At 36.3% G+C, this 26,632-nt stretch carries 19 protein-coding genes, 3 rRNA genes and 1 other annotated feature; of the genes, 15 read left to right on the top strand and 7 right to left on the bottom strand.

The window, feature by feature from the left end; all coding sequences use genetic code 11:
- The first annotated feature begins 274 nt into the window (after positions 1-274).
- The gene (locus BP17_RS10085; protein ID WP_035054056.1) at positions 275-2,074 is read left to right on the top strand and encodes a DUF4153 domain-containing protein; all 1,800 of its coding nucleotides are present in this window, start codon (positions 275-277) and stop codon (positions 2,072-2,074) included.
- 49 nt (positions 2,075-2,123) lie between these two features.
- Here the strand turns inward: BP17_RS10085 and rpoN are convergent, their stop codons facing one another.
- Positions 2,124-3,473: an RNA polymerase factor sigma-54 gene (rpoN, locus tag BP17_RS10080; protein ID WP_035054054.1), complete on the bottom strand. Its 1,350-nt coding sequence runs from the start codon at positions 3,471-3,473 to the stop codon at positions 2,124-2,126.
- A 187-nt stretch (positions 3,474-3,660) separates the two neighbouring features.
- On the opposite strand from rpoN, the gene BP17_RS10075 reads away from it, so the two are divergent.
- From BP17_RS10075 to BP17_RS10070, 3 genes are all read left to right on the top strand, one after another.
- A complete protein-coding gene (locus BP17_RS10075) occupies positions 3,661-4,140 on the top strand; it encodes an LURP-one-related/scramblase family protein (RefSeq protein ID WP_035055424.1) in 480 nt (159 codons plus the stop codon).
- A 103-nt stretch (positions 4,141-4,243) separates the two neighbouring features.
- Positions 4,244-4,768 (top strand): general stress protein, encoded by a 525-nt coding sequence (locus BP17_RS13145; protein WP_051910522.1) that lies wholly within the window; start codon positions 4,244-4,246, stop codon positions 4,766-4,768.
- 24 nt (positions 4,769-4,792) lie between these two features.
- On the top strand, positions 4,793-5,164 hold the full coding sequence (locus tag BP17_RS10070) for a YsnF/AvaK domain-containing protein (protein WP_051910521.1): 372 nt from the start codon (positions 4,793-4,795) through the stop codon (positions 5,162-5,164).
- Between the two features lie 50 nt (positions 5,165-5,214).
- On the opposite strand, the gene BP17_RS10065 is transcribed toward BP17_RS10070, so the two are convergent.
- From BP17_RS10065 to BP17_RS10050, 4 genes are all read right to left on the bottom strand, one after another.
- Positions 5,215-5,700 (bottom strand): LapA family protein, encoded by a 486-nt coding sequence (locus BP17_RS10065; RefSeq protein ID WP_035054052.1) that lies wholly within the window; start codon positions 5,698-5,700, stop codon positions 5,215-5,217.
- A 449-nt stretch (positions 5,701-6,149) separates the two neighbouring features.
- Complete coding sequence (locus tag BP17_RS10060; protein WP_035054050.1) at positions 6,150-7,370, bottom strand: MFS transporter; 1,221 nt, start codon at positions 7,368-7,370, stop codon at positions 6,150-6,152.
- Between the two features lie 278 nt (positions 7,371-7,648).
- The gene (locus tag BP17_RS10055; protein ID WP_035054048.1) at positions 7,649-8,464 is read right to left on the bottom strand and encodes an aldo/keto reductase; all 816 of its coding nucleotides are present in this window, start codon (positions 8,462-8,464) and stop codon (positions 7,649-7,651) included.
- Between the two features lie 479 nt (positions 8,465-8,943).
- Positions 8,944-9,570: a DapH/DapD/GlmU-related protein gene (locus BP17_RS10050; protein WP_035054047.1), complete on the bottom strand. Its 627-nt coding sequence runs from the start codon at positions 9,568-9,570 to the stop codon at positions 8,944-8,946.
- 121 nt (positions 9,571-9,691) lie between these two features.
- On the opposite strand from BP17_RS10050, the gene BP17_RS10045 reads away from it, so the two are divergent.
- Complete coding sequence (locus tag BP17_RS10045) at positions 9,692-10,843, top strand: NAD(P)-dependent oxidoreductase (RefSeq protein WP_035054044.1); 1,152 nt, start codon at positions 9,692-9,694, stop codon at positions 10,841-10,843.
- 312 nt (positions 10,844-11,155) lie between these two features.
- Here BP17_RS10045 and BP17_RS10040 read toward each other — a convergent pair whose 3' ends face one another.
- The gene (locus BP17_RS10040; RefSeq protein WP_035054043.1) at positions 11,156-11,638 is read right to left on the bottom strand and encodes an ECF transporter S component; all 483 of its coding nucleotides are present in this window, start codon (positions 11,636-11,638) and stop codon (positions 11,156-11,158) included.
- 164 nt (positions 11,639-11,802) lie between these two features.
- Between BP17_RS10040 and BP17_RS10035 the strand changes: the two genes are divergently transcribed.
- Positions 11,803-12,651 carry a pyridoxamine kinase gene (locus BP17_RS10035; RefSeq protein ID WP_051910520.1) on the top strand — a complete coding sequence of 283 codons (849 nt, stop codon included), beginning with the start codon at positions 11,803-11,805 and terminating at the stop codon, positions 12,649-12,651.
- A 164-nt stretch (positions 12,652-12,815) separates the two neighbouring features.
- Positions 12,816-13,757 (top strand): NADP-dependent oxidoreductase, encoded by a 942-nt coding sequence (locus BP17_RS10030; RefSeq protein WP_035054039.1) that lies wholly within the window; start codon positions 12,816-12,818, stop codon positions 13,755-13,757.
- A 514-nt stretch (positions 13,758-14,271) separates the two neighbouring features.
- Here BP17_RS10030 and BP17_RS10025 read toward each other — a convergent pair.
- Complete coding sequence (locus BP17_RS10025) at positions 14,272-15,123, bottom strand: DUF6544 family protein (protein ID WP_035054037.1); 852 nt, start codon at positions 15,121-15,123, stop codon at positions 14,272-14,274.
- A gap of 579 nt (positions 15,124-15,702) precedes the next feature.
- On the opposite strand from BP17_RS10025, the gene BP17_RS10020 reads away from it, so the two are divergent.
- The 8 genes from BP17_RS10020 (at position 15,703) to pheS (ending at position 26,632) form a co-directional block, all read left to right on the top strand.
- Positions 15,703-17,037: a murein hydrolase activator EnvC family protein gene (locus tag BP17_RS10020; RefSeq protein ID WP_035054035.1), complete on the top strand. Its 1,335-nt coding sequence runs from the start codon at positions 15,703-15,705 to the stop codon at positions 17,035-17,037.
- A 143-nt stretch (positions 17,038-17,180) separates the two neighbouring features.
- On the top strand, positions 17,181-17,945 hold the full coding sequence (locus BP17_RS10015; protein WP_035054033.1) for a TrmH family RNA methyltransferase: 765 nt from the start codon (positions 17,181-17,183) through the stop codon (positions 17,943-17,945).
- Between the two features lie 140 nt (positions 17,946-18,085).
- Positions 18,086-18,601 (top strand): HD domain-containing protein, encoded by a 516-nt coding sequence (locus tag BP17_RS10010; protein WP_035054031.1) that lies wholly within the window; start codon positions 18,086-18,088, stop codon positions 18,599-18,601.
- Between the two features lie 944 nt (positions 18,602-19,545).
- Positions 19,546-21,107, top strand: a 16S ribosomal RNA gene (locus BP17_RS10005).
- A 224-nt stretch (positions 21,108-21,331) separates the two neighbouring features.
- Positions 21,332-24,252, top strand: a 23S ribosomal RNA gene (locus BP17_RS10000).
- Between the two features lie 88 nt (positions 24,253-24,340).
- Positions 24,341-24,456 (top strand): 5S ribosomal RNA (gene rrf, locus BP17_RS09995).
- The 16S, 23S and 5S rRNA genes sit together here, the layout of an rRNA operon.
- 366 nt (positions 24,457-24,822) lie before the next feature.
- Positions 24,823-25,188: a winged helix-turn-helix transcriptional regulator gene (locus BP17_RS09990; RefSeq protein WP_051910519.1), complete on the top strand. Its 366-nt coding sequence runs from the start codon at positions 24,823-24,825 to the stop codon at positions 25,186-25,188.
- 71 nt (positions 25,189-25,259) lie between these two features.
- Positions 25,260-25,506, top strand: a binding site (T-box leader).
- A gap of 79 nt (positions 25,507-25,585) precedes the next feature.
- On the top strand, positions 25,586-26,632 hold the full coding sequence (pheS, locus tag BP17_RS09985) for a phenylalanine--tRNA ligase subunit alpha (protein WP_035054028.1): 1,047 nt from the start codon (positions 25,586-25,588) through the stop codon (positions 26,630-26,632).

Here is a 26,632-nt window from a genome sequence, read left to right as displayed (position 1 = left end):
TGTCGAAAGTCCAGTAAGGTTCCTACCAAAGATATACATAGATAGGATAAATAAAATAAGGTTATTTAGCCAACGAGCAATTTTCCGATTAACGTACCGATGGGTAAACACGAAAAATGAACGCTACTATTAAAAAAAAGAAAGGGATATGTTCCGTCTTTTTATGTTTAAAAAGCACAGCTAATTGTTGACAGAAGATTGAGTATGGCTCCATAATAAGAGTAAGTAAGAATTAAGTTAGGTTAAAGAATTTTTTTAAAAAGGAGGGTCAATCATGAAATTAGTACAGATAATACAGGACAAATTTCAAGGACTTATTCAAGCAATCAGACGCTATCCACTTACTGTCATATTTTTAGTAGCTATTGCCGGGCTCAATGCTTATCTAATTCAACAAGAAACCAATGATTACACGAGATATTTGTATAGCTTTATTGTTGGTGTATTTTTAAGTGTGGTGGCACAACACCTATATGAACGTTTCTTTGAAAAAATGTATCAACGGGTAGTATTGATGTTCGGAACACTTCTTTTGACCGTTCTATACTATTATACTATTGGGACAACATCTGATTATGATCTTGAAATGTATGTAAAAACAGGCATTATTATCTTTATACTCACGATTGCGTTTATGTGGATCCCTACTATAAAAAATGAGGTCACATTTAATCAAAGTTATCTATCTGCGTTTAAAGCGTTGTTTATAACCTTGTTGTTTACGATGGTTTTATTCGCAGGTATTAGTTTGATTATTGTAGCTGTTGATCAATTATTGTTCTCAGTAAATGAAAAAGTAAATCTGCATAGCTTTAATTTAATTGGTTCACTTTTTTCACCTATTTTTTTCCTATCCTATACCCCATTGTATGTGGGCAAAAAAGACGAATCCACTCTAACGCCTGAAAAAATCACCGCTAAGCAGGAACAAATAAAAGAAGACATTTCCGTTCCTAAAGTACTTGAACTATTGATTTCATATATTATTATTCCGTTAACAGCAATTTTCACGATTATCTTATTAATCTACCTTTTACAGAATATCACAGGTGATTTTTGGACCAACAATTTATTAGAGCCAATGTTGGTTTCTTATTCGATCACCGTCATTGTCGTTTATCTTTTAGCTAGTAACATAGAGACTAAATCGGCTGTTCTCTTCAGAAAAATTTTTCCGAAAGTATTGGTCCCAATCGTGTTATTTCAAACCATTTCATCCGTTTTGAAGATCCAAGAAACAGGGCTGACACACGGTCGCTATTATGTCATTTTATTTGGATTATTTGCAGTAATTGCAGGATTGATTTTTAGTATTTTGCCTATAAGAAAAAATGGGTGGGTCGCGGTAGTGTTGATCGTACTTTCCATTATTTCCTTGATACCTCCAGTAGATGCTTTTACAGTCAGTCGGGTATCACAGACTAACTTACTAAAGGAAACACTTGAAAAAAATCAAATGTTAGAAGGAAATAGCATCATTCCTAATGCTGATATTCCTAAAGAAGATAAAATTAAAATCAGTCAAACCATTCATTATTTAACCAGCATGGACTATAGTAAAGAAATAGCATTTCTAGAACCTTACGATCAAGAACTGATCTATCAATTTGAAGAGGTGGTCGGTTTCAAACCAATATATGACGGAATCGATTTTGTAAGCAACCAGCTAACTCAAGACTCTTATCATGCAACATTGGATTGGAATGAAAATCAGCTAATTTCAATTGAGGGTTACGATAAAATGGTCGCGTACTCTTACTATGATTCAAATGAAATTTCAGCTATCGATTTCAAGGTTGAAGATTCATCTTATACAATTGGTTCCGAGATGGAAGATGAACAAACGAATCTCGTTTTAACTGATGAAAATGACAAAAGGATTTTGAGTATTGATCTTCAAGAGACGATGGAGCAAATCGCTACAACTACACAAACTAAAACTTTACTGACTGTAGAAGAAGCAACTGTAATAACCGGAAATGAACAAGCCGAAATGAAGTTGGTGTTTAGGGCAATTGATTTCTACAATAACCAGTACAATAGTGAGTTTTATCTATTCATTGATATTAAATAAATTAAAAAGCATGGAATCTATCCTCTAGTGGATAAATTCCATGCTTTTTTTAGTCAAATCGCTTTCGTTTTGGAGAGCTGGCAATAAAAAGAGCTTCACGATATTTTGTGACGGTTCGTCTTGAAATTTTAATGCCACTATTTTGTAAAAGATCTACAATTTTTTGATCGGATAGCGGTTTTCTAGTGTCTTCATTTTGAATCAATAGTTGGATTTCTTTCTTAATTTGGTTAGAAGAGATCATACCTTCCTGATCTCCTGAAGTAGTTGATAAAGCATTTGTAAAGAAGTGCTTTAGTTCAAACAAGCCAAATTCGGTTGTAAGGTACTTCCCATTAATGGAACGACTGACTGTCGATTCATGAATGTCCAACTCTTCAGCAATAGTTTTAAGCGTTAAAGATTGAATGGGATGATCCTCGGATAAAAAGAAAGCTTTTTGTGCATGAACAATAGCAATACCAATTTTAAGAATGGTATCTTCTCGTTGGATAAGTGTATTTTTTAACCACTCATATTCAGATTGCTTTTCTTTTATAAACAGAGCTACTTCTTTGTCCTTAATGACGCTTAATTCGTCATAATACTCTTTTTCGAAAACAATGACTGGAAGACCTGATTTTACAGAACTAACCACGATCTGTTGCTCATCGGTTACTTTGACAGATAAGTCCGGTCGAATGTACTGAGTAGGAGTATTTGAAAAAAGTGCTCCAGGGTGTGGTGTAAGAGTCTTGACAAAATCTGAAACTTCTTGAACTTCACGTAAGGATATGGCATAATGTTTTCCAATCTGTTCCCATTTTCGATTAGCAAAAGCTTCAAATTCTTCTTCGAGTATCAGATAGGCAAGATCAGGGGCTTCATCCTTTCGTTCTGTTTGAAGCATCAAGCACTCTTGCAAATTTCTAGCGCCTACGCCAGCAGGTTCCAATTGTTGTAAAAGAGTCAGTGCATCTAGTAATTGAAGCGGATCAGCTTGAGTTCTACTAGCGGCATCTTCTAAAGAAAGCGTTAAGTAGCCATTATTATCAAGGTATTGAGCCAACCAAATTATTAAATCTCGTAAAGAGGTTTCTCTAAAGGATAAATGAATTTGATCGATAACTGCAGCATAAAGAGAAGCTGCAGGGGTAGTTGCTAATGTATCCCAAACGGAACCGTGAGTTGATTGATTAGTTCTTGATTGATTGCTATTGTATTTTTGTGTTGAATTTCCTTGTGATTTTGGTGCCGATTTTACAGAAATAGAAATAAAAGGATTTTCTAAGGATTTCTGTTTTAAAAAATCAACTAAATCTTTCCGATTGTATTGCAGCATTTGAATGGATTGTTGCAATTGTGGGGTCATAGTTAATTGTTGTTTTTGTAATTGAGTGTAATTTTGCTCAAAATTCAAAATGATTTCACCTCTATTAACAATAAGTTTTGATATGTTCATCATAGCATATCGAACTTTAAATGAGAATATCATCTAAAAGAAAGTAAAAAAGAGTGAGAAAATAGCTATGACTAGCTTACAATCAACTGGATGATTATAATTAAGGAGAATACTATTCAATAAAATGAAAGTGGGTGTTTGTATAATGAAGCTTTACATTAAAGAAAAACGCTTCTCGTGGCGAGATCAGTTGATTGTACGAAATGAACAAGATGAATTAGTGTATAAAATTAAAAATGAACTTATTTCAATAGGGAATAAGGTGCATATCTATGATCATAATGAGCAAGAAATACTGGCAATTGAAGAGAAAAAAATGGGATTTTCTCCTAAGTATGCGATCTATCAAAAACAAGAAAAGTTGGCTACAGTAAAAAGAGAAAATAATTTTTTTGCATCGGATTATGAAATTGAAAAGTTGAATTGGAAAATCAAAGGCAATGTTGAAGAAGAAGATTATGAAATTAAAGCAGGGTTCAGTGAAATTGCTTCATTTAAAAAGAAATGGTTTTCTTATGGCGATTCTTATGTATTAGATGTTAAAGAGGAATCGGATGCTCAATTAGCTTTAGGTATTGTTATTGCAATTTGGTGTTTACAAATAGATGAACAACAGGAAAAGTAATGCTTCTTTACCTATAAGTGTTTTCGGTTGAGTATTGATTTTATAGTCCTTACAATAAAGGCATAAATGACTTTTTCAAATGATAACATGAGGAGGAATAAGAATGAAAAGACATGTTGTAGGAAGTTATGAAAGTCCGCAAGAGGCAGTTGATGCAGTCAAAAAATTACAAGGAAAGGGTTATCAAAAAGATGATATCACATTGGTTTCTAGCACGGAATCTAGAAATCTAATCTCCAATACTGCAGCTACAGATGTAGAGGTATCTACCGATGAGGCTGTCACAGATAGAACGTCTAAAAATGATAATACAGACGATCGCTCTGTTTGGGGAAAAATCAAAGGTTCTTTTTCTACAAGTGAACATGATGATACTGTATCTACAAGCTCTGACGATGATCCGTTATACTCTTACCAAAAAGACATAGCAAATGGGAATATAATTGTTATGGTTAACAGAGAATTAAAAGATATTGATGAAAGTAGTTCAAAAACTTCTGAAAATGCAACGAATCCATTAGATACAGATCCTATGTCTGGTAAAGATATAACGACAAATTCACAAACCACGATGGAACCGACTGTACCTGAAACGTCAGCTGATTTGGACAACACCAAACAAAACTAGTAGGAAGCTGGTGAAACCATTCAGTTGAAAGAAGAACAAATTGATGTAAATAAAAGAGAAGTACAAACAGGAGAAGTCCGAGCAACAAAACGCATAGTAGAAGAAACTAAATCAGTAGAAGTCCCTGTTAGACACGAAGAAGTAGTCATTGATCGGCATAAACTAACTAATGGCAGTAATTCGGATGGCATAGCAGAGGATGATAAAATAATTATTCCTATTTCAGAAGAACAAATTGAAATAACAAAACACCCAGTGGTTAAAGAAGAAGTTTCTATCAACAAAAAGGAAGTAGAAGATACAAAACAAGTAAGTGAAACGGTTAGAAAAGAAGATATCTATGTCGAAACAGAAGGCAACATTCACGTTAAAAAAGAGAATAAAAAGAAGCTCTAAATAAGAAATACTTATTTTAGAGCTTCTTTTACTTTATCGTTCTTGAAATCTTATTTTTTTGATTTGTCAGTCGTAGTACCATCTATATGATATTCTTCTACCAGAATATCTTTGCTAGCAGATGGATTGTTTTTAGCATTTGTTGTTTGTACCGTCGAAACTTTTTCATTTTTTTGGTTCGTTTGATTTTTTTCTAAAGAGGCTAAACGAGAATTAAGACCTTGGATCTCAGCTTCTTTTTTTTGCAATTCTAATTGAGCTTCTGATTCTTTTTTAACTCTATCTATTTCGTTATCTCTAAATTTTTCAGCTTTGTCTAACTCTTTGTTTTTATTTTTGATTACTTCTCTATTGCGGGCACCTTTAGATAATGCAAATAATGCTGCTACCAACATACCAATCAATAAAAAACCAACGAGAATCAGCCATAGTGGGAAATCAAAAGAGGCAAAATAAAGATTCAAAGTAGTCATTTCCATGTTTAAAAATGCCACAATACCAACCAATATCAATAATATAATCGCTATTACCATCATAAATTTCAAACTCCTTCCTAATGTATCTAGATTGAAAAACATTTGAAACGCTCTTATTAATAAAGTTGAAAACGGCATGAACAAGTTATTAGTAAATGGAGAATACAGAATTTTACAAATGACTAAAGAGTTAAAGTTGCAGTTATGGTTAAATAAGAAAAGAATCAGTAGAACATAAACCGATTATAATCGTTCAAGATAAAATAAAGAAATAATAGCACTCTAAACTAGAAAAAGCTGATGAACTAGTCAAACTAGCTCGTCAGCTTTCTCATTAGGCTTATTTAGTTTAGAAATGAAAGGTATTATTTATGATCAATTAATTTTCTAATATCCTATTTAAGCTGTATCTTTGTTCAACAAGAGTCTTTTAATAGAAAGAAAGTGAAACAAAAGCCCTTTTAAAAACGAGAAGTCAGTAAGATAGAATTTTCAAAAAATGAATCATCTTAAGGAGTTGATTTTTTGGTATCATATAAGCTTGAAACAACAAAATAAATACCGGTAATTCCTAGAATAATGATATATCCGCTGATCAAACCAGCTGTAAGATAGCCGCCTAAGGTTAAACCAACTGCTGCTATTAGCTGAGAGATTTGAAAAGAAAGTGAACCGAAACTTAAGTAAGAAGCTTGTTTATCTTCGGGAATCAAATCAACTTGTCGTGCAGTTAAAATAGGAGCTGAGGCTAGCTCTCCAAAGGTTGCCAAAATTGTTAAAGGAATCAAAAGATAAATACTATTTGCAGAAGCCATCAATCCGTATCCACTAATATAAATAAGTAAGCCCACAATAATAATTGTTCGCTCCGTTTTTTTCTCTGTAATTCTTGAAACAATAAAAGTGAAAAAGACAACCATAATAGTATTGATTACTTGCAAGATACTTAGCATTCTAACCCCATCAATGTTGACAGAGAAAAGAGTGATAGGATCAAACTCTTTTGATAAACGAATACCGGTATAGTTTTGTAAAGAAAATTCAGCGGCGCTATAAAGAGCGATACCTAAAACCAAAATAACCCAACGCTTGTCTTTGGCAGCGATGTAGTAATTAGTAAATAAATCATGAAAAATAGTTTTTCCCTTTGTATGCGAAACCGAATTTTTATAACTGAGTTTTTTTTGCAAAAAAGCAGAAACTGCAAATTGCAAAAGAGCCGCTCCAAAAAATAAATAAACTAGGTAATACTTAAACAAAAAACCAGCTATAGAGGCACCTAAAGCCATAGATAAATTAAATGACCAATATTCAATTTGGTAGACTTTTTTTCGTTCACTAGGAACAGTTGAATCGAGCAAGACGGCATCGAATGCAGAATAATACAAATTATAGGTGATGCCGCAAATAAGATAACCGCCGATCAACCAAAAATAATGTGGCAGGATGCCCATGAAATTTAAAGCAACAATAAATAAGGATACCCCATATAAATTTTGGAAGATCATTAAGATTTTTTTGCGTTGGAAATTATCGGCTAAATAACCACCAATAATACCAGCTAAAAATGAAGAGGCAACATTTATCATAACCAATACTCCAAGCGTTTCTGGGCTAAATAGACCGGCTAAATAAATAATAAGATAAGGAATGGTACAAGAATAAACTAAACTACTAAAAAAAGAGGTAACTAATGTTGTCTGAATATTTTTTGAAAAAGATGATAGCATAATGTACTCCTTATAAAATAAAAGGAACAACTGATAGTTTATTTAATCCGTGTCCTTATCTATTTTTGATTTATTCACTTATTTGACCTTGGAAGTATGATGTATAAACTAAAAGGTCTAAATAAGCTTAGTAAAAATAGAGTAGCATAATATTAGAAATATAAAAATAAAAATATTAGAAAAATTAATAAATAAAGGAAATACGGGTTATTTTAATGATTTATATCAAAAAAAGTACCGCGAAATTTCAGCAGTACCTTAAAGAGTATGATATAAAATTAGTTGCGTACGTCTTCCACAGCATTTAATTTTTCCACATCTTCTGGAGAGATGGTAAAATCTAATTGACTGTTTTCGATGATTCTTTCTTCATGAGTTGATTTTGGAAGTGGTAAGGTTTCACGTTCTAAACAATAACGAATACATAATTGTGCTGGAGTTACATTATATTTTTTAGCCATTTCTTTGATTTCTGGGCTATTCAATGTTTGACCTGTTGCTAATGGTGAGTAAGCTTCTACTACAATATTGTGTTTTTTACAAAAATCAAGAAGGTCTTCTTGATTATGTCCAACATAGAATGGAATTTGATTAGCCATAGGTACGATATCGCATGCGTCAATAAGAGCTTGAATATCGGATTCGGAAAAGTTTGAAACTCCGATTGTGCGAATCTTTCCATCATTGTACAATTTTTCCATAGCTTTCCAAGATTGAATGTTTTCTTCAGTATGGTCAGTGCCTATTGCATCCCAAGGCCAAGGAGCATGAATAAGGTAAAGATCTAGGTAATCTACGCCTAAATTTGTGATAGTTGTATTGAAAGCTTCTAAAGTTTCATCGTAACCTTTAATTTGAGCGGGCAATTTGCTGGTAATAAAAATTTCATCACGTGGTAAATCAAAATCTTTTATTGCTTTTCCAACGTTTTCTTCATTTTTATAAGCTAGCGCTGTATCAATATGAGTGTAACCATTTCTAAGAGCCATCGTTACTGCATCATAAGCTTCCTCATTTGGAATCTGCCATGTACCAAAACCAATATGTGGAATCTCAACGCCATTGTGAAAAACAAAAGATTTTTCTTTCATCATAAATTATTCCTCCTCATTTTTGAAGATGTTACTTTTCTATTGTAAGCTTTTTTTGAGGTCAAGTAAAATTTTTGTATGCGGTTTTTAGAACTACTTTTTATTTCTAAACATTAGTTATTTGATGAATAGTATGGATTCTTCAAAATGAAGTTATTTCTAGAGTCAAAAGAATTACCTGTAAGTCTTCTTTAGTGGGTAGTCTAAAAGCAGGACTAGACCTACTGTCTTCTTTAAACTACTGAAACTATAGCTTCACACTGTCATGAGACAACTTATGCTAAATTCTATGCTTTCAAAAATTTTGATTAAATAAGTTGAGTAATCTTGCAGCCCTAAAAAGTGATAGGCCCCACAAAGAGTGATTTTTATTGTACAATAGAAAAATCTGACTTTGTTTTTTTACATCTAATCAAGAACAACTACAAAGTAAAAAAACAAGTGTTTTTATCAAAAGTAATCGACATTATTAGTTAGGTATTTTAGCTTTTTGACCATTTTTCAACAAAAATCTCGATGGGTAATTTTAGATCCTCGTATCGCTCTTCTAATTCCTGACGAGTCCAGTTCCACCATTTAATTTGAGCTAGTTTTTCTTTAATAGAATCTGGAAAGCGATCTTTTAAATATTTTGCTGGCACACCGCCTACAATGGTGTAAGGCGGTATATCTTTGGTCACAACAGCTCCACTTCCAATGACTGCACCATCTCCCACCGTAACACCAGACTGGATAATTGCACCATGGCCAATCCAGACATCATTACCGATGTTTGTATAGTTCTTTCGTCTTTCTTCCAGAAAATCTGAATCCTTTTCTGGAAAGCCGTAGCCGCTTCCGTTATAGGCAAACATATGTTGAGAAGGACGATTATAAGGATGGTTTGTAGGGCCGATTCGAACCATATCAGAAATACTGATAAAACGACCTAGTTTTGAATTTTGAATAAAACAATAGTCTCCAGTATAGGTGTAGCTCCCAATTTTTGAATGGTCAATGGCATTTTGTTTGCCAATTTCATTATATTCACCGAATGTTGTTTCTTTGATTTGACTGTCTTTTCCAATAATAGGATGATCTTTAGATAATTTAATTGGTTCAATATGCATAATTTTAAACCTCTCAATCTTTTCTTTTAGTGTATCGAATGATAAAATAAATAGCAATAATCAAAATTTTTTATTGGTTACATATATGACTATAAGATTGTAGAAGAGATGAGGCTGAAAGATGTATAAGTTACGATTGATTGATCCAATTCCAGACAGGCTTATTGCCAGATTGCAAAAGCCGAATTTTGAAGTAAATCAAGAAGGGAAAATTAATGGGATCCTGGTTCGAAGTTCTTACGTTCCGGATAATTTTATTTCTGATGAATTATTAGTTATATCTCGATCAGGCGTAGGTGTCAATACAATCAATCTAGAAGCCGCTACTGAAAATGGAACAGCTGTTTTAAATACGCCAGGAGTTAATGCAAATGCAGTTAAAGAATTGGTTTTGGCTTGTCTATTTTTGACTGTACGCCAGGTTGCGAAAGCTGCAGAAATGGTTCAAACACTTAAAGGTTCGGATATACTGATTCAAGCAGAGTCTAAACGCTCAGACTACATTGGGCAAGAACTGCAAGGAAAGACAATTGGCTTGCTCGGTATGGGAGCTATCGGCACCCAAATTGCTAGAAATTGTTACGATTTAGGAATGGACGTATTGGGCTACGCTAGACGGGATCATGATATTGATTATGTAAATCAAGTCAATTTAGATGAATTACTCCGTCTTTCAGATTTTGTTGTCGTTATTCTACCGTTGACCAATGAAACAAAAGATTTACTAACGGAAGAAAAACTGAGTCTAATGAAAAAAGGAGCCTACTTACTCAATTTTGGACGAGAACCAATTGTGAATAGTAAAGGTTTGCTAAAGGTTTTAGATGATGAGATTTTAGCTGGTTACATTACTGATTTTCCTCAAGAAGAATACTTGGGGCACCCTAAAATCTTAATGCTTCCACATATTGGTGGAACAACTCAAGAAGCTTTAAAAGGTGGTGATCGTCTTGCAGTTAGAGCTTTACGCAATTTTTTATTGTTTGGGACGGTCAGAGAATCGGTCAACTTTCCAGCTACACGTCTTGTATTTCAATCACCCTATAGGATTACAATTTTTTATCGAAAAACAGGAAAGACATTTTCCAAAATTATGAAATATTTGGATCAAGAAAATCTTAAAATCGGTAATATGGTCAGTAATCGAAAAGATGCTCATGTTTATATGTTAATTGATTTAGAAGGGACCTTTGAACAAATAGAACTGGTTGCAAAAAGAATTCGAGATATTCCTTCTATTAAACGTGTACGTATACTATCTCGTCCTTACTAGAACAACTAATTTTCAGATGTCATCCTAACTTATTTTAATAATGAAACGCTTTGCTCTAACTAGATTAATATGATGATAATTTTCAGGGGAGATAGCAGAGCTATCAGGTTGTTTAAAGAGAAAAGAAGGGGCCGGGATAAAACTCCCAGCCCCTTCTTTATTTCTGAATAACTATTCTAGAACGTGCTCCAAAAAGCAGACCCAACGTCCACTTTGCGAATAATGCTCGATGGTCTGTGACCACACTGCGCTTATTTATTCCAGTGATTCGGGTCTGAACGCTTTTTGTTCCACTCCCTTTTTTAAATGCAATTATCTTTTTATTTTTGTACCGACACTTTTTTCTAATAAAACAGCACCTAATGCTCCAACAATTCCTTGAAGTAAATTTCCTGGAATTGAAACTGCTGCTCCAGCTAGACCGTACATAAAACTTTCAGCCACAAAATAACCAAAAGCCATAAAAAGACCAGCCGGAATAGTAGCTAAAAGAGGTTTATGATAACCTGTTTTTTGAAAAATCCAGCCACAAATATATCCTTGAAGTCCTTTTACTACAAATGTAATGGGAGCATAGAAAGCATAACCGACTATAATATCAGCCAAAGCACTTCCTAATCCGCCAATGAGAAAACCGGCTTTTTTTCCTAGAAAAAGGGCCGCAAACAATAAGACCATATCTCCTAAATTAATGTATCCACGAAACGTCGGAATACGAATGACAATCGTCATTACTATGGTCATAGCCATAAATAAAGCAATTGTTACAATTTTTTTGGTACTAATTTTCTCCATGGTCATCATCCTTTATATATATTCATAAAGTTATTTTATCTTTTTTTATAGACAATGTCATGATTTTTTTTAGAATTTGAAAAATAATAAAAAAGAACTAATTCTATAATGTGAAATATGCTAGACTAGACAGAGATATGAACCAAGCAAAAGAGGAGAAAAAGATGAAACAGCCCAGAATTTTAGTGATTCAAGATATTTCAGCAAGCTGTCGGATCTCAATGAATGTGGCGGTACCTATTTTAAGTTGTTTAGAAAATTGGGTGAGTGTCTTGCCAACAGCGTTATTGTCAACACATACCGGTAAAGGTTTTGAAGGATATACTTTTTTAGATTTAAGTGCTGAGATTTCAATTATATTGAATCATTGGCGTTCGTTAGGAATAAAGTTTGACGGAATAGTCATTGGGTATTTAAGTTCTGTCGAACAAATGAAAATGATGAAAACCATCATTACTCAGTTTACAACTGAAAAAGCTTTGATTGTGCTAGATCCAGTAATGGGAGATCATGGAAGTTTATATCCAGGTTTTACTTCTGAGCATGTCGAAGCAATGCGTGAGTTATGCCAATTTGCAGATGTGTTAATTCCAAATGTAACAGAAGCCTATTTGTTAGCTGGAATAACTTATCCAAACAAACCTCATACTAAAGAAATAATTGAACCAATTATTAATAAATTAACTAAAAAAAATAAACAAAGTATCGTGATATCTGGTGTGACAGGAACGGAAAAACAAGTAGGTGCTGCTTTTATTACCAAAGATAGTCTAGAAGTTTGTTATGTTTTTTCAGAAGCATACCCAGGACATTTTGATGGAGTAGGAGATTTGTTTACAAGCGTAATAGCAGGCTTTTTATTTCAACAACATAGCTTGAGAAGAGCCAATGAGGTGGCGGTAAACTATATTTCAAAAGTGGTTAAACGAACCATTGAAGATCAAGTTAATCCTTTATATGGTATAACGTTTGAGAAAGATTTGCTATATTTAATGGAAGAACTGAAAAAATAGACTTTTCAAAAAATACAACAACCAAAAGGTTTAGCTCTTGGTTGTTGTATTTTTTTTAAAGTGTTCAGTTAAAAGGCTAGTAATCTGTCAGTAGTTTAGTTATACTTCTTAATAGTAAGAAGAAGTAGTGAGAAACAACTAATATGTGTCTGGAGGAAAGCGAAATGAAAGCTGTTATTATAGAAGGATATGGTGGGAAAGAAAAGTTAAAAGAAGCAGAAGTACCAATGCCAATAGCTGGCACGCATCAAGTTATTGTAAAAGAAAAAGCAAGTTCAATTAATCCGATTGATTGGAAATTACGTGAAGGATATTTGCAAGAAATGATGCCATGGGAATTTCCTATTATTTTAGGATGGGATGTTGCTGGAGAAATCACTGAAATAGGTAGCGAAGTAACCGATTGGAAAGTTGGAGACCGAGTATTTGCCCGTCCCAACACAACACCTTTTGGAACATATGCTGAATATACAGCAGTTGATGATAACTTATTAGCGCATATTCCTGAAAACATTTCATTTGAAGAAGCAGCAGCTGCACCTTTAGCTGGATTGACCGCTTGGCAAGCACTATTTGATTATGGCAAATTGTCCGCTGGTGAGAAAGTCTTGATCCATGCTGGTGCAGGTGGCGTAGGAACATATGCAATACAATTAGCCAAAAATAAGGGTGCATTTGTTATTGCTACTGCAAGTGAAAAAAATCGTGACTTGTTGCTGAGCTTAGGGGTCGATCAATTTATTGACTACAAAAATGAAGATTTCTCAGAAATTTTAACTGATGTAGATGTTATTTTTGATACCATGGGTGGAGAAGTATTGGAAAATAGTTTTAAAATTGTTAAACCTCATACTGGAAGAATCGTTTCTGTCGTTGCGGATGCAGACAAAGAGTTGATTGCGAAAGCAGATGTTGCGTTTCATAATATTTGGTTAGATACAAATGGAAAACAATTAGCAGAATTAGCTGAGTTGATGGAACAAGGAAAAGTGAAATCAATTATTGGAGCAACTTATCCTTTGAGTGCAAAAGGAATCTATGATGCTCATGCAATGAGTGAAACTCACCATGCAGTAGGCAAAATCGTTATAAAAGTTGGCGAATAATAATTTTTGAATAGAAATTAGAGAAAGTGACTGAATTATTCAGTTGCTTTTTTTATTTCAGAAAAAATAGAAACAATTATGGAAAATGGTATGTTAAGACAAAGTATTTTAATCTGGAAATATCATAAACTATTTAATTACTAGAGTATTGATGTTTTATGTAGCGATACTTATTGCTAAACTAATACAACAAAGTGTTTCAAAAGAGGTAGTAAATAAATACGTACTTCAGAATTGATTTTGAAAGCTGAAATTACTATAGGATGAATTACTAAATTTATAATAATATGTTTACTAGACTTTTTAAGAAAAAACTTCCATTCATTACTTACTTAATTTTCGCAATGGTTTTAGCAAAATTCAACAAAAACTCGCAATACTCTAATTTTGATAATATATCGTATCCTTTCTATTTCCCCCTATTAATAAATTATTTCTACTATATTATTTAATCGTTTATATATATAAAAAATGATTGAACTGATTAGTTTATCAAAAAAAATCCATCACCAAACTAATAGGGTAGTGGTTTATTGTATTCAATTTCTGTAATTTCAAAGTTAAACCAATTAAAATCCCCAGTCTCTAATTTCCAGGTGACGTTACCTTTTGCAGGAACCTTTATTCCATCAAATTCTTTGTAATCACGCAAAGAAATTGACCATAACTCTAAGCTGAAATTTTTATTGAATTCTCCGTATCTTTCAGCCTCAAATTTAATAACCTCACCCTGATCATTAAACGTAAATACTCCTGAGGCAGTTATACCTTTGTAAGTCATAGTTGCTTTTGCATGATCATTGTCTACTTCATCCCAGGTTAAGTATTCGTTTAAAACGGCAGTAGGAAACCATACCATCTCGGCAAGATATCTTAACAAAGTACCTTGGTTGATTTCTTTCCCTTTGGAATCAGCAACAGTAAATAATGAAAGGAGTTTAATGAGCATACTCCCTTTTCCGTCCCAGTATTTATCTCTTCCTACAATGTGAATTAGAGGTGCTGCTTTAATACTGGCCTTCCAAATAAAGCCGGGTTCATCTGTGGTGAAATATTGATCTGCTTGAACGGGCATCCATTGCTTGTCGTTGTCTAATCTCATAGTTGCTTTTTGTTTTAAACGAACGGCTAGAATTTTTTTCTTTCCAATAATCCTGGAGTATTCAAGCCACTTTTGAACATTTTTGGGTAGTACTTCTATGTCCGCCTTGGTTACAATTTCACTTGAGCTTTCTATCTTGCTAAAAAGTGTTTTAATTTCATATTTTATATTTTTATTAAATAAAAGTTTTCCTATAAAGGAACCTGTTACAAATGAAACTAGAAGTATGATAATGCTAATTAACATAAAAATGATTGTTGACATATTAACCCTCCTAAAAAATCTGAATTACGTTTATATATTCTTTTTAAACTATCTTTTATTATTTTTTCTATCGAAATTCTATTTCAGCCTCGTTAGATAATTTTTTTTAGCTAATATTAGTCAAACCTCTTTTCCATTTTGTTCCTACTTTAGTTTAACAAGTAAATTAAAATATTTATTATATTGTCTAATATCCCTATACCAAAAGTATAAGAGCATGAAAATCTGTTGCTAATAATAATGATATCTTTAGAATCTTTGTTAATTATCCTCAAGGCATTACTTGAAATATCAATTTAAATCAATTTTTTCGAACCGTTTAAAATTGATAGAAATGAAGTATCTCTATTTGTTTATAAATACACATAAGTAATTCGTTAAATATGTACAAAGTATGGCTAAATATGCAAAAGGGTTCTTTTTTAAACTAAAAACAATATGTAATCGTTTGCAGAAATGAAAATGTAATAAAGTAGGTAGTTTTGTTAACTGAATTATACCATTTTCTGAAAATTTGTATGCTATACTAACGAATGTGAGAAAAATAAAAAAGGTATAAAAAACCACGGAGGGTATGCTTTGAAAAAGAAATTAATGGCTGGAATAATTGTAACTCTATTATTTGCTAGTCCTATCGTAATGCCAACTATTACAGAGGCAACGAGCGTCGAAGAGCTTGAAAGCCAAAAAGCTGAACTAGAAAATAAATCAGCTGACTTAAACTCAAAAATCCAATCACAAGAAAATACATTAAATAACTTAGAATCTGAAAAAGCAAATCTTGAATCAGAAGTTGAAAAATTACAAACAGATATTGATGCAGTAGTGTTAGAATTAAAGGCACAAGAACAAAAATTAGCTGATTCAGAAGCTAAAATCGAGAAATTAAAAGCTGAGATTGAAAAGCTAAAAGATCTGATTGCTAGACGTGAAGAAAAATTAGAACATCAAGCAAGAACAGTTCAAACAGATGGCAGCAGTTCTGATATGGTTGAATTGGTTTTGTCTGCAGATAGTTTATCTGATTTAATCGGTCGAGTTGGTGTTGTAAATCAACTAGTTTCAGCAAATAAAGATATTGTAATTCAACAAGAGAGTGATAAAAAAGAAGTAGAAAAAAATGAACAAGCAGCTCAAGATGAAAAAGTAGCTATTGAATCATTAAAAGCTGAAATTGAAGTGAATAAAAATAACTTGGTTGCTCAAAAAGCAGAATTAGACGATAAAATTATCCAAGTGGCAACTAAATACGATATGACAGAATCTGAAAAAAATCAATTTGTTAAAGAGCAAGCTGTTGTGGCTACTCAAACAAGTGTTTTATCTAGCGAATTACAAGAAGAACGTCAACGTATTATTGAAGAAGAAGAAAAAGCGCAAGCAGCTGCTAAAAAAGCAGAAGCTGAGGCAGAAGCTAGAGCAGAAAAAGCTGAAGCAGAAGTTGCAAAAGCTTCAGCTTCAGAAGTTAAACAAACGAGTAAGTCTAGTACTACATCAAGTAGTTCAACAAGCAGCACAACTTCTTCAAATAGTTCTGGATTTATTAATCCAAGTGGAGGATATAACACTTCTTCTTATGGCTACCGAATTCACCCCATTACAGGAGTAAATAAATTGCATGGGGGTATTGATTTTGGTGGTGGTGGTCCAATCGTAGCAGCTCAAAGTGGGAAAATTGTTTTCGCTGGTTACCACAGTTCTTGGGGCTACTACGTGAAAATTGATCATGGAAATGGAGTCCAAACGCTTTACGCGCATATGGTTTCAGGAAGTTTACTTGTTTCTCCTGGACAACAAGTTTCTCAAGGTCAACAAATTGGGACAATGGGTACAACCGGTTCTTCCACAGGAGTTCATTTACATTTTGAAGTCTATGTAAATGGTTCACGAGTTGATCCTGCAAATTACCTATAACATGAAAAATTCCGTAGCAAGTTGATTTTAATACGGCAACTTTACAAATTTTAAATATAGAATAGCTGAAGTCCGCTCTTTAAAAGAGCGGACTTTTTTAGTAGAATGAATAAGAAGTAGAAGAAACGGGTGGAGGATGACAAATGGAAGTAATTTTATCCACAAAAAATGAGCGCGTAAAGAATTGGAAGAAGCTTCATTCTAAAAGAGGTCGCCAAAAAGCAGGCGTCTATTTAATCGAAGGTTTCCATTTAATAGAAGAAGCTTTAAAAAATCATGCGATAATTTTAGAAATGATGATAAGTGAAGAAATCGCTAATGAAGATATTCCGCACTTTGATGAAGGAAAACAAGTTGAAATTTCTATTGAAATTGCAAAAATCTTAAGTGAGACAGAAACTTCTCAAGGTATTTTTGCAGTTGTTCAAAAGGTAGACTTAATTGATGAACCGGTTTTAACTAAACCATTTTTATTGCTCGATAATGTTCAAGATCCAGGAAACGTTGGAACGATGGTTCGTACAGCAGATGCTGCTGGTTTTGGTGGAGTGGTTTTAGGGAAAGGATCTGTAGATCTTTACAATAGTAAAGTATTACGTTCTATGCAAGGCAGTCATTTTCACTTGCCTATCTATCAAGGCGATTTAAATAACTGGTTTGATTTGTTCTTTAAAAATGGGTTTTCGGTTTATGGAACGGAATTAAATGAAGAAGCCGTTTCTTATCGAGCAATTGAACCCCAATCTGTTTACGGATTGGTCATGGGGAATGAAGGTAATGGAATGTCTGCTGAATTATTAAAACGAACAACTAAAAATCTTTATATTCCAATTGTCGGGCAAGCAGAGTCTCTAAATGTTGCGGTAGCGGCGGGGATAGTGATGTTCTGGTTAACAAAAGTAGAATAGTTAGGAGTGTAAAACTGTATCGAAAAAATTCCTAAACTTTCTTTAAGTTATGCCGTTTTCCTTTAAAAATAAAAAATTACGATGTATGATTGTAATTAGATAGAAAATATTATAAATATTAATACGAAGGAAGTAATGTAATGACGGAGCCAAAATGGAAGCTAGATTTAGAATACTTTGCTCTTATTGAAGATTTATTAGAGTTTGAAGAAGTAAAAAAACTGGATGACTACACGCAACATCATTTTACTACCAGACTAGAACATTCAATTAGTGTATCGTATATCAGTTATTGTATTGCCAAAAAGCGTGGCCTAAATGTTAGAGCAACGGCTCGTGCGGGATTGCTTCATGATTTATTTTATTATGACTGGAGAATAACAAAATTCGAGGAAGGTTCTCATGCCTATGTCCATCCACGCATGGCTTGTGAAAATGCAAAAAAATTAACAGAGTTAAGTGAATTAGAATGCGATATTATTATTAAACATATGTGGTTAGCCACAGTAGCTCTTCCAAAGTACAAAGAAAGTTACATTGTAACGTTTGTTGATAAATATTGTGCAGTGAAAGAAGTAGCGGTTCCATTGACTGGAAAAGTGAGAACATCTGTTAAAAATGCTTGGGCTCGTTTAAAACCTGCTGCAGCTCAATAAAATTAGTATGTACTAATGGTTTTTATAACTATCTATTTCATAATCAATAAAAATTAAAAAAATCAGCCACTTTTAAATTGCACCTCAATAATTAGCGGAAAGCAGCTAACTTTCGGGGTGCAATTTTGTGGGGTAATTTTTTATAAGAGATTTTTAATCAGTATGATCAAAAGAATCCACTGCAAACTGCCGAAATGAATAGAGTGATGTGTAATTACTTATAGTATGGAATGAGAAATAGCCAAGTAGTTAGTTGTGAAAATAGGTTTAAGAGTCTGAAATGCTGCATTATGAGTAACAATGCTTAAGTTTATCTTGGTTGTTAGTGCTAAAGTTAAGTAGAGTAACAATACTAACAAAGCTTTAGATAATTTTGTAACGCTTAACAAGTAAACTCATCTGGCCTAGAAAATATGTTTGAACACTAACCCATTAATCAAATAACCAAGAAAGTGGTTAATTGATTCTTTATTCATCAATAATCAATTAAGTTTAATTTTTATTAATTATTTTTGAATAATTATTCTTTTGAGATGTAACGGATATTTTGTGTCAAACCATTAAAAAGGTTCGTTTCTAATAGCTGAAATCGCGTATAGGAAGTAAAAAAATAATGAATGTTTGTAATTGTAAAAAATATTAATTTTATGTAAAAAAATCATTGACGATGATTATGATTCCTGTTATATTAATACATGTCGCTGAGACAGGTTGAAAAAACCGACACAGCGACAAAGAAAAAATTAAAAAGTTGTTGACAGACGATTTGAGACATGATATTATATATAAGTTGTCACAAACAAACAACACACTTTAGACCTTTGAAAACTAAACAAAGTAAAACGAACAAAATGTGAGGGTGACTTAGCAGTGCTAAGTCAACAGTAACAAAATTAGTGAATAATTATTCGCTAGCAATTCAATAATGAGCTTCAAGCATCATTTTATATGAGAGTTTGATCCTGGCTCAGGACGAACGCTGGCGGCATGCCTAATACATGCAAGTCGAACGCTTTGATTTCACCGGGTGCTTGCACCCACCGAAGTCAAGGAGTGGCGGACGGGTGAGTAACACGTGGGTAACCTGCCCATAAGAGGGGGATAACATTCGGAAACGGATGCTAATACCGCATATTTCTAAACGTCACATGACGAATAGAAGAAAGGTGGCTTCGGCTACCGCTTATGGATGGACCCGCGGCGTATTAGCTAGTTGGTGAGGTAATGGCTCACCAAGGCGATGATACGTAGCCGACCTGAGAGGGTGATCGGCCACACTGGGACTGAGACACGGCCCAGACTCCTACGGGAGGCAGCAGTAGGGAATCTTCCGCAATGGACGAAAGTCTGACGGAGCAATGCCGCGTGAGTGAAGAAGGTTTTCGGATCGTAAAACTCTGTTGTTAGAGAAGAACAAGGATGAGAGTAACTGCTCATCCCCTGACGGTATCTAACCAGAAAGCCACGGCTAACTACGTGCCAGCAGCCGCGGTAATACGTAGGTGGCAAGCGTTGTCCGGATTTATTGGGCGTAAAGCGAGCGCAGGCGGTTCTTTAAGTCTGATGTGAAAGCCCCCGGCTCAACCGGGGAAGGTCATTGGAAACTGGGGAACTTGAGTGCAGAAGAGGAGAGTGGAATTCCACGTGTAGCGGTGAAATGCGTAGATATGTGGAGGAACACCAGTGGCGAAGGCGACTCTCTGGTCTGTAACTGACGCTGAGGCTCGAAAGCGTGGGGAGCAAACAGGATTAGATACCCTGGTAGTCCACGCCGTAAACGATGAGTGCTAAGTGTTGGAGGGTTTCCGCCCTTCAGTGCTGCAGCTAACGCATTAAGCACTCCGCCTGGGGAGTACGACCGCAAGGTTGAAACTCAAAGGAATTGACGGGGACCCGCACAAGCGGTGGAGCATGTGGTTTAATTCGAAGCAACGCGAAGAACCTTACCAGGTCTTGACATCCTTTGACCACCCTAGAGATAGGGCTTTCCCTTCGGGGACAAAGTGACAGGTGGTGCATGGTTGTCGTCAGCTCGTGTCGTGAGATGTTGGGTTAAGTCCCGCAACGAGCGCAACCCCTATTATTAGTTGCCAGCATTCAGTTGGGCACTCTAGTGAGACTGCCGGTGATAAACCGGAGGAAGGTGGGGATGACGTCAAATCATCATGCCCCTTATGACCTGGGCTACACACGTGCTACAATGGATGGTACAACGAGTCGCAAGGTCGCGAGGCCAAGCTAATCTCTTAAAGCCATTCTCAGTTCGGATTGCAGGCTGCAACTCGCCTGCATGAAGCCGGAATCGCTAGTAATCGCGGATCAGCACGCCGCGGTGAATACGTTCCCGGGTCTTGTACACACCGCCCGTCACACCACGAGAGTTTGTAACACCCGAAGTCGGTGAGGTAACCCTTTTGGGAGCCAGCCGCCTAAGGTGGGACAGATAATTGGGGTGAAGTCGTAACAAGGTAGCCGTATCGGAAGGTGCGGCTGGATCACCTCCTTTCTAAGGAATATAACGGAAACCCACACATTCGTCTTTACTTTGTTTAGTTTTGAGAGGTCTAATCTTCTCAAACGCTTGAATGTAAAAATTGTTCTTTGAAAACTGGATAAAGTTAAAAATCGTAATTAAGTAAGAAACCAGAAACACACCGAAAAGTTTTAAAAAAATAAGTTTTTTAAGGTTCTCATCGAAAGATGAGTATTAAACATTAACGATTAACCATAGGTTAAGTTAATAAGGGCGCACGGTGAATGCCTTGGCACTAGGAGCCGATGAAGGACGGGACTAACGCCGATATGCTTTGGGGAGCTGTAAGTGAGCTTTGATCCAAAGATTTCCGAATGGGGGAACCCAGCATCTTTGATAGGATGTTACTGCTGACTGAATACATAGGTCAGTAGAGGTAGACGCAGAGAACTGAAACATCTAAGTACCTGCAGGAAGAGAAAGAAAAATCGATTCCCTGAGTAGCGGCGAGCGAAACGGGAATAGCCCAAACCAGAAAGCTTGCTTTCTGGGGTTGTAGGACTGAACATATAGAGTCATAAATGAAGTTGGTAGGAGAAGCGACCTGGAAAGGTCTGCCGAAGAAGGTAAAAGCCCTGTAACCGAAACCAATTTCACTCTGATCAGTATCCTGAGTACGGCGGAACACGAGAAATTCCGTCGGAATCCGGGAGGACCATCTCCCAAGGCTAAATACTCCCTAGTGACCGATAGTGAACCAGTACCGTGAGGGAAAGGTGAAAAGAACCTCGGAAGAGGAGTGAAATAGCCCCTGAAACCGTGTGCCTACAAATAGTTAAAGCCCGTTAATGGGTGATAGCGTGCCTTTTGTAGAATGAACCGGCGAGTTACGATCACATGCGAGGTTAAGTTGATGAGACGGAGCCGTAGCGAAAGCGAGTCTGAATAGGGCGAATGAGTATGTGGTCGTAGACCCGAAACCAAGTGATCTACCCATGTCCAGGTTGAAGGTGCGGTAATACGCACTGGAGGACCGAACCCACGTATGTTGAAAAATGCGGGGATGAGGTGTGGGTAGCGGAGAAATTCCAATCGAACTTGGAGATAGCTGGTTCTCTCCGAAATAGCTTTAGGGCTAGCCTCGGAATTAGAATCATGGAGGTAGAGCAACTGTTTGGACTAGGGGCCCTTCTAGGGTTACCGAATTCAGATAAACTCCGAATGCCATTGATTTATATCCGGGAGTCAGACTGCGAGTGATAAGATCCGTAGTCGAAAGGGAAACAGCCCAGACCACCAGCTAAGGTCCCAAAGTTTATGTTAAGTGGAAAAGGATGTGGAGTTGCTTAGACAACTAGGATGTTGGCTCAGAAGCAGCCATCATTTAAAGAGTGCGTAATAGCTCACTAGTCGAGTGACCCTGCGCCGAAAATTTACCGGGGCTAAACATAACACCGAAGCTGTGGATAGAACCATTGGTTCTATGGTAGGAGAGCGTTCTAAGGGCGTTGAAGCTAGATCGTGAGGACTAGTGGAGCGCTTAGAAGTGAGAATGCCGGTATGAGTAGCGAAAGACGGGTGAGAATCCCGTCCACCGAATGACTAAGGTTTCCTGGGGAAGGCTCGTCCTCCCAGGGTTAGTCGGGACCTAAGTCGAGGCCGAATGGCGTAGACGATGGACAACAGGTTGAGATTCCTGTACCAGTTTGTTTTGTTTGAACAATGGAGGGACACAGTAGGCTAAGGAATACGTGCTGTTGGATATGCACGTCCAAGCAACAAGTTTTGAAGTGAGTCAAATGCTTGCTTCTTTAAGAACAAGTTGTGATGGGGAGGGAAATTAAGTACCGAAGTTCCCGATGTCACACTGTCAAGAAAAGCTTCTAGTTAGAAACAAACTGCCCGTACCGCAAACCGACACAGGTAGTCGAGGAGAGAATCCTAAGGTGTGCGAGAGAACTCTCGTTAAGGAACTCGGCAAAATGACCCCGTAACTTCGGGAGAAGGGGTGCTGACCAATTGGTCAGCCGCAGTGAATAGGCCCAGGCGACTGTTTATCAAAAACACAGGTCTCTGCAAAATCGTAAGATGACGTATAGGGGCTGACGCCTGCCCGGTGCTGGAAGGTTAAGAGGAAGGGTTAGCTCTCGGGCGAAGCTCAGAATTGAAGCCCCAGTAAACGGCGGCCGTAACTATAACGGTCCTAAGGTAGCGAAATTCCTTGTCGGGTAAGTTCCGACCCGCACGAAAGGCGTAACGATCTGGGCACTGTCTCAACGAGAGACTCGGTGAAATTATAGTACCTGTGAAGATGCAGGTTACCCGCGACAGGACGGAAAGACCCCATGGAGCTTTACTGCAGTTTGATATTGAGTGTTTGTACAGCTTGTACAGGATAGGTAGGAGCCAATGAAGCCAGGACGCCAGTCTTGGTGGAGGCGTTGGTGGGATACTACCCTTGCTGTATGACCACTCTAACCCACAGCCCTTATCGGGCTGGGAGACAGTGTCTGACGGGCAGTTTGACTGGGGCGGTCGCCTCCTAAAGTGTAACGGAGGCGCCCAAAGGTTCCCTCAGAATGGTTGGAAATCATTCGCAGAGTGTAAAGGCATAAGGGAGCTTGACTGCGAGACCTACAAGTCGAGCAGGGACGAAAGTCGGGCTTAGTGATCCGGTGGTTCCGTATGGAAGGGCCATCGCTCAACGGATAAAAGCTACCCTGGGGATAACAGGCTTATCTCCCCCAAGAGTCCACATCGACGGGGAGGTTTGGCACCTCGATGTCGGCTCATCGCATCCTGGGGCTGTAGTCGGTCCCAAGGGTTGGGCTGTTCGCCCATTAAAGCGGTACGCGAGCTGGGTTCAGAACGTCGTGAGACAGTTCGGTCCCTATCCGTCGCGGGCGTAGGAAATTTGAGAGGAGCTGTCCTTAGTACGAGAGGACCGGGATGGACACACCTCTGGTGTACCAGTTGTTCTGCCAAGGGCATTGCTGGGTAGCTATGTGTGGACGGGATAAACGCTGAAAGCATCTAAGCGTGAAGCCCCCCTCAAGATGAGATTTCCCATCACGTAAGTGAGTAAGACCCCTGAGAGATGATCAGGTTGATAGGTTGGAAGTGGAAGTATAGCGATATATGGAGCGGACCAATACTAATCGGTCGAGGACTTAACCAAAGAAATAACCGGTGTACGACGGATTCAGAACAAAAACGATTTTTACCTTATCCAGTTTTGAGAGAACAATGTTCTCTGATTGAAATTGTGTGGTGATGATGGCAAGAAGGTCACACCTGTTCCCATGCCGAACACAGAAGTTAAGCTTCTTAGCGCCGATGGTAGTGAAGGGTTTCCCTTTGTGAGAGTAGGACGTTGCCACGCAACTAGAAAGACATCATCTTCGGATGGTGTCTTTTTTTACAGTTTTTAAAAGAAATATTTTTGGAGGAATAGGGTTGCTTGTAGCCAAAATTTTATATTGAAGCATCCACACTATTTGTTGAACAACCTTAAGATTTAGGTTAAATTTAGAGTATGTTTTATTGGTTCTAGTAACGCAAGGTCAATTTTTCGTTTGATTAGTTGTAGTTGGCTGATTAAATTACAAGGATAGTCATTTGCTTTTTAAAATTGACATGATTTTATCTAAGTAAGACAATTTTTTAAATAAATGGTTGACAAACGACGATGGATTACTTACTATTTATAACCAATGATGTTATAATGATAAAAAGAGGTGATGAAGATATGATAACTATTAAAAATGAAGAAAAAAGTGTCTCTAATGAAACTAGGCAGAAAACAATTTGCCCTAAATTCGAACATACATTTACTATTTTAGGTAAAAAATGGATGGGACTTATCATTGAAGTGTTATTAGAAGGTCCTCAACGATTTAAAGATATAGCTGCTACTATTCCAAATGTAAGCGATCGTGTATTAGTAGAGCGATTAAAAGAACTTGAACAAGAAGGCCTTGTGGACCGTACAGTAGATCCAGATGCGACGATGAGAGTAGCTTATAGTCTAACTGAAAAAGGTCAAGGCCTAAAAATAGTAATGGATGACGTTCAAAACTGGGCTGATAAATGGATATGTGTGACAGAAGACTAATCTTATTGAAAAGTACTTGACCTTTAAGTCGAGCTTACGTTAAACTAAGCTTGTATGTAAAAAAATACTAAATAAATACAATGATGGAAAAAAAGTAATTTGGGTAATCTAAATAAGAGAGCAAGTGGCGTTGGCTGAAAACACTTGAGTAGAAACCAAATGAACATTCACTTCCTGAGTTGACTTTGGGAATTACACTAAGCTCTTTAAAGGTAATGAATAAAGTTCCGGTCTACGCCGTTATGTAAATGAAGTGTGGATTTAGTGCAAGCTTAATTCAAACAAGGGTGGTACCGCGAATGTAGCCTCGTCCCTTTTTAGGGATTGGGCTTTTTGTGTGCTAAAAAATAGCTCGAAATGAAAGTAAAAGTATAAATTTATTTAAAGGGGAATAAGAATGGACTTAAAAAATAACCTACACTTATTAAGTAAAGAAGCTGTAGAAAAAATCGAAGCGGTACAAGATTTAAAAGCATTAGATCAAGTACGTGTAGCCTATTTAGGGAAAAAGGGTCCGATTACTGAAATTTCAAAAGGAATGAAGAGCGTTTCTCCTGAAGAACGTCCGATTCTTGGTGCACTTGTAAATGAAGTGAGAAATGAGATTAATTCACACTTGGAAGCAAAAAAAGCAGTGTTAGAAATGGAAAAAATTAATCGAGATTTAGAAAGCGAAGCAATTGATGTGACATTACCGGGTAGCCAAGTAGCTGTAGGGCAATCACATGTATTGACTCAAATAATGGAAGAAATTGAAGACTTATTCATTGGGATGGGGTATCGAATTATAGAAGGACCCGAAGTTGAAGAAGATAGCTACAACTTTGAACGAATGAATTTGCCTAAAGAACATCCAGCTCGAGATATGCAAGACACATTCTATATTACAAATGAAATCCTGATGCGTACACATACATCACCGGTTCAAGCTCGTACAATGGATAAACATGATTTTTCAAAAGGGCCGCTAAAAATGATCAGTCCAGGGAAAGTTTACCGTCGTGATAGTGATGATGCAACTCATTCACATCAATTCCATCAAATGGAAGGACTAGTGGTAGCAAAAGATATCACAATGGGAGATTTAAAAGGGACCTTAGAAGTATTTGCTAAAAAGCTATTTGGAGCAGAGCGTGAAATACGCCTACGTCCAAGTTATTTTCCCTTTACTGAACCTTCTGTAGAAGTAGATGTTAGTTGTTTCAAATGTAGCGGAAAAGGTTGCAATGTTTGCAAACATACAGGCTGGATCGAAATTCTAGGTGCCGGCATGGTTCACCCGAACGTGCTTGAAATGTCTGGAATAGATGCAACTGTTTATAGTGGTTATGCCTTTGGTTTAGGACCAGACCGTGTAGCAATGTTAAAATATGGAATTGATGATATTCGTCATTTTTATCAAAATGATAGTCGTTTCTTAAATCAATTCAAGGTAAAGGAGTAG

The sequence above is a fragment of the Carnobacterium pleistocenium FTR1 genome, assembly GCF_000744285.1.
GTDB classification, from domain to species: domain Bacteria; phylum Bacillota; class Bacilli; order Lactobacillales; family Carnobacteriaceae; genus Carnobacterium_B; species Carnobacterium_B pleistocenium.
This window is presented reverse-complemented; position numbering and strand designations above follow the sequence as displayed.